Raw genomic sequence first — 8,310 nt, 5'->3', positions numbered from 1 at the left:
CACGTTTCAGTTTTTGCCAGACTTTACGTACACCATACCGACCTGAACTTTCCTTCCAAATTCGTTTAATCTCCTCAGCATGATGCAAGTCATGTAAATCTCGCTTTGCTCGATGTTCTGGATTTTCACAGAGATCTAGAGTCCGGTAATAGGTTGAAGGTGCGATCGGTAAAATTCTACAAATCGCCTCGACTCCGTACAGCTCTTTATTATTATGGATAAAATCCACCATTATTTGTGTGGGCGGTCGAGCTCCGCCTGGGCGAAAAAAGCGGCTGCTTTACGTAGAATTTCATTGGCGCGTTGCAGTTCTTTATTTTCGCGTTCGAGTTGTTTGATACGTTCTTGGTCTGAAAGCTGCTGTACTTTAACTGGATTTTGTTTATCTAAATATTTTTGATACCAAACACGTAGTGTTTCAGGAGTACAACCCTTGCGCAGTATACTGCTCAGGGAGCAATAGCGGTGATCGCAGCCCAATTCGATGGATAATCTTTCTCGGATTCAATCAATAATTGAACCGCTCTTTCTCTGATTTCAGGGGTATATTTTACTTTTTTCATCGGGACATTCTCTCAGAAAGCTTGGTCTCCGACAAACCCGGTACGGTTCAAAAATCTTCCATTGATTTATTTATATCTGTTAAACCAGTCGCATTATGAAATGTAATATAAGTAGAAATTTCAGTATAAATGGTCATGATCTTTTCTAAATTTGAATATCTAAGCGTCTTCATTAATCAACCTTATTGATTATTAGTTTCTTCTTTTAAAGCTCTTTGTACTGTTGCTATCCCTACTTTAAACTTTTCTGCAACACCTCTAAATGTTGAATTTTCTTCAGCCATTGCTTTTCGTATTTCAACATAGTCAACCTTCCGCTTTCTTCCCTTATATAAGCCCTTCGCTTTGGCTTTTGCAATTCCTTCCTTTTGACGCTCACGGATCATGGAGCGTTCAAACTCTGCAAATGCAGCAAGCATCTGAAACATGAGTTTATTTATTGCCGATTGTGCTACATCATGACTGAAGGTCAAATTCTCTTTATGAAAAATAATGGTTATACCACGATCATTCAGACTATTCACAATTTCGTTCAGATCATTTGTATTACGTGCCAGACGATCAATACTATGAACATGCACCGTATCACCTTCACGCAGATAGTCGAGCATTGCATTTAACTGAGGACGTTCACGGCTACCACCGCTTGCCTTTTCAGTAAAGGTCTTATCCAGGCTGATTCCATCTAATTGACGTTCAGTATTTTGTTCAGTTGAACTGACTCGAATATATCCGACCTGATTAGGCATTCTGTACCGTTAGAGTTTAGATAATTAAATACATATTGTACCGAAATTAAATATTAAGTCTATAAATACGGTTTTTGAGTTGCTTTTTAAGACTTTATTTTGTTCCGTTAGGCTATAGTCTAAAGTAACACCTTGAACTTTTGCAACAGTGCCCTTAAATTGCTATACACACCAATGGACCAAGCCGGTTCACGTTCTCTTGCATAACTGCAACTTTATTGAAGTTCACATGCTTCAAGATCGCTTTCATCGGCTCCGACATGCCTTCGGTTTCCGACAAATCCGAAATGTACTCTGACTGGTCTACATACTTATAGAAGTTGTTATCAGGGTGTTGTTCTTTAATGCTTTGCCAACATTGGGGAACCATCACAGAGACTGGTCTGATCAGGTTGAAATTATTGGCGATATTCAACCCATACAGGTCGAAATCGGTATACACCGCTACCGGACATTCTTCTGGCAGAACTTCAAGCAACTGATTGACTGACCGGCAGTTCTTACCATGCCCCCTGTAAAGGAATAGGCTGTCTTGCCATTCGAGTGGAACTTGCTGATACCAGTCCGAAATCCGTACAAGCATAGTGCCATTCTCAATAATGATCAGCTTCCTGATTTTTTCTACTGCAAGATGCTCTAAGGACACGGCTGTTGTCACGCCAGGATGTGCAATGTGCATCTCACCGGACTTTAACGGTAGTTGTGCATTGATCGCAGCAAACCAAAGCTGCTCACCGAAAACGCTGGCATTGCCAGACTTTTCATCTATACGATGATCAGCAAGCGATATTCGGTCTGCATTGGAGTCATACGTTACCTCTGGCTCCGTTTTTACATGCTTTCCGTACAGAACCCGAAGCACATCAAGATCTGATTCACTTAGATGCAGCTCACGTTTGATGATGCTACCGATCTGCATGTCTTTGTTCAGCATTGTCCATGTCTTGTTAAGCTTCACCACTCTGGTTTTAAGCTGTAAAACCGTCTGAATGATTGAGAGTTCTCTTTGCCCTAAGCGCATTGCATCACCTTTCCGTTGCTGTCTTTGCGACGAAACACGATATCTGAAATGTAGTAGTTGCCATTATATTTAGCATCCGTTTCACCCACTAACTGCAACTCAAGATGGTTTGAGTGGTTGAGTTCAAACTCATACAGGAGGCGACTAATCCAGTATTCAAATTTGCATCCAGGCTCTAGGCGTATGTAGGCGTTCTTTGCTGATATTTCATTGATTGCCGGACTGCCAAAAGCGTCAAAGAAGAAAAATGCAGCTTTATCCAGAGGTGAGACTGCCTTCACTATCGTATGCGTTGCCTTCTCTACCGGTGGGCGTTTTTTTTCAACAACTGGACCATCTTTTTTAACACGCTTCTGATTGGCTGTCTGAGCTACCGCAGATAAAGTGTTCTCAAAATCCTCAAGGTAGATATCGGCACGAGCTTTCAGCTTGATAAGTGGTACACGACGGAAGCTATCAGGTGCCTTGTTGAAATCAATATCGGCATTCAGCGTCCGGTTGTTGGCAAAATGACGGTGCAGCGCATCAATCAGATTGATTCGCTCCTGGGTTTTTATGTCCTTTTTCCATTCAAAGAGTTGCTTGTCCAGTCGGTGATGGCTGTGGTTCATTTCTTCAATGGCTTCAAACACGCTTGGCTTGAGACGTTTGGAGATCACTCTCTGCAAGTCTGCATCACCTACCGCCAATTCATCCATCGTATTTGGTGAAAGGATTTCCAGTGCCGTAATTAGCATTTTGGCAGTCTTTAAGCTTTGTTCAGCCTTACGCATTTTCATGTCGTAGTTGTTGAACAGCGACAGATACTCAAAGCACTGATCGGCAAAATTGGTCATGTTCTCGCTGATATTGTTTGAAAGCTCAATAATCAGGTCACTTGCTTCAACCTTTAATACTTCGGCACTTTCCGGGTCCTCGACTTTTGACAAGGCATAGTCGGTACTCACCGTTTTGATACGATCAATCAGACCGCTAATGTCGGGTGCGGAAATGTTGCGTTTCTTTCTGTTTTTATAGAAATTCACAAACTCAATGACGAAGTTTCTTAGATGCAGCGTGTTTTTTTCTGCATCCAGATACCCAAGATCGCAAGACAGCAAATTATCAATCAAGGATTTGTTTGATTCATTGACCTGAATAGACGAACTGGTAAACATGATTGCTTCGGCAATAGCATCAATGTTTGCAGAGAAAACCTTCGCCCCACGTTCAGCCGGATTCACGAAGTCGATCATAGTAACTCGCCCTGCTCCACATCATCTGTTTGAGTGATATCAATCGCATTGTGTTCGGCAAGGTACTCAGCTTCATCGTAGAAAATCGACCAACGTGAAGTTGCCAAAAACTCAGTACCCACAACCCCAACCGGCACTAAATATTCGCGCTGTACCAAAAACTGAATAACACCGTTGATCTGGTCTTTCACTGTGCTTGCGGTCTTACCCAACTTTGCAGAGAGTTCTTTTAGCCCTTTTTGGACATGCTTGGACTTCTCCACTTCAACCAGGATTTCACCAGACGTAATTCTGTCGCCTCCAATCAGAGGTTCATTGCGCCCCCCTGCCTTTCTGAACAGTCGCAGCCAGTCCACAAGTGGCTCCATTTTGCTGACGTTTTCCTCAAACTGTTTGGTGATGACCTTTTTGATCTCAGGGTCACTTTCAATATCAAGGTAAATCAGGAAATACCCACCACCGCACGGTGTCTGAATACACTTTTTGCCTAGAAAACTAATATGGTTGTTTAGTTGATCTAAAAATTCGACATCATTCAAAAACTCAAAGTTCTCAAAATCACTCCACTGGTCAATTAGATAACCTTCTAATAATTTGGTCGCTACTTTTGTTAATCGTTTATCAGCCATTTAAAATTCTCCACTTTTTCCCTATTAGACTGGTTCTGCTGCAAGCAATGGGTTATCGCCTTCGATTTCCAGTGGAACAACAGTGCTGACACCATTGGCTCCAACAATGTAGAGATTCTTAAACTTGTGGTTAGAGGTTGAGTTTTCCGGTTGAGCACAGACCAGATAGATTTTGTTATGGTCCATCATGTCGAACAGCAAATTGGTGTTGATCGCATCAAAGTTGCCAATCTCGTCAAGCGGGATATGGATGTAGGTCGAGTTATCAGGGCATAACTTCCGTGACAATGCGAGGAACATGATCAGCACCAGAATACGTGACGTTCCTGTACTCCCTGCACTGGTAAAGTCGTTGTCAGTACGCAGCTCGGCAAGACGACCATTGTTCATCACGCTCATTTTCAGACGTACCATAGAGCGGATATCATCAGTATGTCCTTTGGTGCTTTCAATTGCCTTTAAGGTGTATTCACAGCAACGAATGAAATCCTCGCTCGGAATGGAGCTGCTTTGCATGTTTTCAAAGGATTGATAGTCCTCACACTGCAAAACAAACTGATTGAGCTGATCTAGGGTGTTCTTGTCATTCAGCACACTTTCCAGATTCATTGAGAAGTCAGTGAATGCCTTGAACTTGTTGCTACGGTTCAGGTAACCAGACAGTTCCGTAGATACGCTCTTTAAACGCTTATTTAGATTAAGGATTTCCTGAATATAGTTACGCAACTGAGCCGATTTATTACGGAAAATGTTTGTGACTGCATCATGCTTTTTCGGCAAGTCGTAGTCCATGATGCTTTCGATGGTAGACATGGAGTTAATGGTGTTCATGGTTTCACTGGTAGTCCCCATACTCTCCATCTTTTCCTCAAACAGCTTGAACAGAGAGAAGGCTTCATATTTGCGCAGTAATGCCTTAGAAGCGTTTGTCTGCAAGCGTAATTGATAAATCTGTTTCTTCTGTGTATCAGCCAACGTACCCAGATCACGAGAGAAGCTGTCGAAGCTTAAAAACTCAGGTCGATCTACCTCTACCAATAGGATATCGTCATCGAACAGGTTTTCGATTTCACGCCCCTGTTTATCCAGCTTTTTGATTTTCTCCCTGAAATCTTGTGCACTCGCTTCAAGATTGTCCACTCTTGTACGAAGGGAGGTTCGGACTTGTTCAAGCTCACTTTCCAGTTTGGAAAGATTGTGGCTGTATTCAGATACAAGTTTCAGAGCTTGGTTCATGTCCTCGATATGGTTCTGCTTGTACTGATAGTGGTTTTTCTTCCACATATCGTACTCAGCCAAAATGCTTTCATAGCCTTTGACTTTGGTGTGCTGTGCAATCGCAGCCTTGATCTTCATTTCTGCCTGTTTCAGGATATTTTCATCCACGCCTTGCTCACGCAGTTTGCTGTGATACAGGTTGGTCAAATCATCCATCTTGGCTTGATAGCTGCTCTCTAGCTGCTTTTCCTTTGTGGCAATCAGATCAAGCTTGATACGCAAGTCTGCATAGGACGCATCATAGCTCTCCTTTAAGCCATTTTTTTCAAGCATGTTGGCTGATCGAAGCTCACCACGTTTCTTCGGCTCAATCTGATTGTTGAAAGTTTGCAGCTCGTATTTCGCTCTATTTACAGCTTCTTGCTCAATACGTGTAGCTTCTGCCTTCTTCGCTTTCAGCTCTTTCTCAGTCTGGTCATAAACCTGTCGGGCTTGCTGCTTCTCGTTTTGCAGGGTATTTAACTCATTTTCGAGTTTAACAACTGCAATATTGGTCTCGTTGATCTCTCTATGGATGGACTGAGCCAGATGCGATTGCTTGTCGTACTGCTCAACCAAAGAAGCCGTGTAAATCTCGGCATCTTTCAGACGTATTTGTAGTTGCTCAAGACTGTCGGCTTCCCCTGGAATCTCCAACTTGTTCAGGTCTATTTCAAGACCATAGAGGCTTAGGGCATTGGCATTCACGCCAGTTTGCCAGACAGGGTTCAGGTTGGTTTTGAAGAAAAGCTCAGGATTGATGACCTTCGCAATGGTAGTACGCCAGTCCACATCTTCATTCGGTGCATCATTCAGGAACCGTAGCAAGGTGTCTTTCTGGAACAGGGTTGTACGCAGATTCTCTTCTGACTGCTTGGCTTTCTCAAGCTTGGCTTTTAATCCATTAAGATCATACTGCGCCTTGTTTTGATCAAAATTAAGTTGTTTAAGCTTGTTTTGAGCCGCTTTCAATTCGTCAGACTTTGCAGACAAGGTATTCTCTTTGACTTCATAAGCCAACTTGAGGCGCTGTAGCTGTAGGTTTTCTTCATCCGTAAACAGTGTTGATTGGTGCATGCGCTCCATAGCTGCTGACTGGATATCCAGAAGCCTTTGACGTTCACTGGAAATTTCTTGATCAAGAATTTGGAGCTGTTCAGCCTGTTTGCGCTCAAGCTCTTTCACCTTGAGATCAAAGCGGTTTCGCAACTGGTTGATTGCCTCCTGAACCTCGTTAGATTCAGCATTAAGGGCTTCACTGGATGCCATTTTTTCACGAAGCAAATCTGCTGAATGCTTGTCGTACTCGCGGTTGATATTTTCGTAGCTTTCAGTCAAAAACTGTTTGTATTTCTTCGCTTCTTCAATCTCGTTGAAGTAGTGCGCACGTTTCTTATATTCCTGTTCCATGACGGAAATATTCATGTCTTGATAACGTCTTTCCGCAACTTCAATATCATGAATTGCCTGTTTAAAGTTACCTGCAGACTTTTCTTTTACTGCAATCAGCTCTTTGACTTGTACAATCTGGTTATTCAGGTTACGGACTGTCTCATTCCCTTTGTTCTTTACCGCATAGATTTCATGCTCTATCGAACTGATCTGCTGCTCGTAGTTCACCACATGGTCCCGGAGTACCAACAGGTGTGCATGAAGCGCATTAAAGGAGGCTAAGACCGCATTCTTTAACTGAATGCCAGAGATAATCTTCTGCTTTTCCGATTGAAGGCTTTGTAGGGCTTTCACATCATTGATGGTTGCTAACCAATCTGCGGTAGAGGTTGGTTTTGTTTTGATTTTCTCGTTGTCCAAATACGCTTCAATTAACATGGTTTTGAAGTTTGAGACAACATTGTTCTGGTTAATCGTTACCTGGGTCAGATTGCTCAGGAATTTTAGCTGTTGTTTGCTTCCAGACAGTGAATAGCGGTTGCATAAATCACGAAGGTTTCTTTCACCTGTCAGTCGTGATTTATCTGCAGTCAGCGTATAGATATATTCAGGGATGCTGTCGATCTGACGGCTCACATCAACGCCAGATTTATAAACCTGATCAAATACGTCTTTCACATTCTGAGAAAGACCCAAGATTTCCAGACTGCTCTCACTTAATAGCGTATCTTCCGCGCATCCATCAACAAATCGGTAGTTGTGCTTGCCCTGATTATTATTGCGATACAGCACCACACACTTTGTACCTGAGTGAGCAAGGTATTCAAAAATCACCATGCTTCGACTGCTCGGCAAATAGTAGTCTACGAAATTTTTCTTGTTTGCAGCTTTCTCTATTAACCCATTTGGTGAGGCACCAAAGAAAATAGGAATCAGGTTCAGGAATGAGGTTTTCCCTGCACCGTTGATACCGGTAATGTTTGTATGACCACCACTAATATCAACTCGGAATAGTTTAGATGAAAGAAAAGAATCATAAAGAATGATTGACTGTAAACCTTTCATAGAGGTTTCTTGAGGGTTAATAATACTCATTATATACCTTTTATAAATATTCATAAGTCTAATGGATACTTCAATTTTAAATAAAAACTGTAACTTTCCCTGATCTTATACTTTTATTAAATATAATGGCGGTTATCCGACATAGACACCAACTATCCCCAATTTCTGCGGATAAAACCGGGACAACTTTTAGCCATTTTTGTACGCCCTGGCGCACAGAGATTTAGGGATTTTGCGGCTAGGGCAGCTGCGGTTTTTTACTTATGATGAAGTCATACAGGAACAGGACGTTCCGGAACATAAAACAATAACGATAAGTTCTAGCACCAGGATTATTAGGTAGACAGCCCTACCTAGCACCAAACATGAAAAAGCCCGACAAGATGTCGGGCTTTTTTA

At 42.2% G+C, this 8,310-nt stretch carries 5 protein-coding genes, 1 pseudogene and 1 other annotated feature; all 6 genes and pseudogenes read right to left on the bottom strand.

Annotation, left to right across the window (positions count from 1 at the left end; all coding sequences use genetic code 11):
- Nucleotides 1-563 (bottom strand): annotated as a pseudogene (locus FTU37_RS13735) (IS3 family transposase); the annotation flags it as partial.
- Nucleotides 158-274 (bottom strand) — a sequence feature (AL1L pseudoknot). (Overlaps the previous pseudogene by 117 nt.)
- A gap of 182 nt (nucleotides 564-745) precedes the next feature.
- Nucleotides 746-1,312, bottom strand: a complete 567-nt coding sequence (locus FTU37_RS13730; protein WP_006581699.1) for a recombinase family protein — start codon at nucleotides 1,310-1,312, stop codon at nucleotides 746-748.
- Between the two features lie 154 nt (nucleotides 1,313-1,466).
- Complete coding sequence (locus FTU37_RS13725) at nucleotides 1,467-2,333, bottom strand: hypothetical protein (protein WP_004676005.1); 867 nt, start codon at nucleotides 2,331-2,333, stop codon at nucleotides 1,467-1,469.
- Nucleotides 2,324-3,568 carry a hypothetical protein gene (locus FTU37_RS13720; protein WP_005100615.1) on the bottom strand — a complete coding sequence of 415 codons (1,245 nt, stop codon included), beginning with the start codon at nucleotides 3,566-3,568 and terminating at the stop codon, nucleotides 2,324-2,326. The genes FTU37_RS13725 and FTU37_RS13720 overlap by 10 nt, the downstream gene beginning before the upstream one ends.
- Entirely contained in the window at nucleotides 3,565-4,197 is a 633-nt protein-coding gene (locus tag FTU37_RS13715; RefSeq protein WP_004676008.1) for a hypothetical protein, read from the bottom strand. The genes FTU37_RS13720 and FTU37_RS13715 overlap by 4 nt, the downstream gene beginning before the upstream one ends.
- Before the next feature lie 24 nt (nucleotides 4,198-4,221).
- A complete protein-coding gene (locus FTU37_RS13710) occupies nucleotides 4,222-7,941 on the bottom strand; it encodes an ATP-binding protein (RefSeq protein ID WP_078390059.1) in 3,720 nt (1,239 codons plus the stop codon).
- Between the last annotated feature and the right edge of the window lie 369 nt (nucleotides 7,942-8,310).

Source organism: Acinetobacter sp. YH12097, assembly GCF_013419225.1.
Lineage (GTDB): Bacteria > Pseudomonadota > Gammaproteobacteria > Pseudomonadales > Moraxellaceae > Acinetobacter > Acinetobacter amyesii.
The sequence above is the reverse complement of the archived record's forward strand: the minus strand, read 5'-3'. Positions and strand labels throughout refer to the sequence as shown.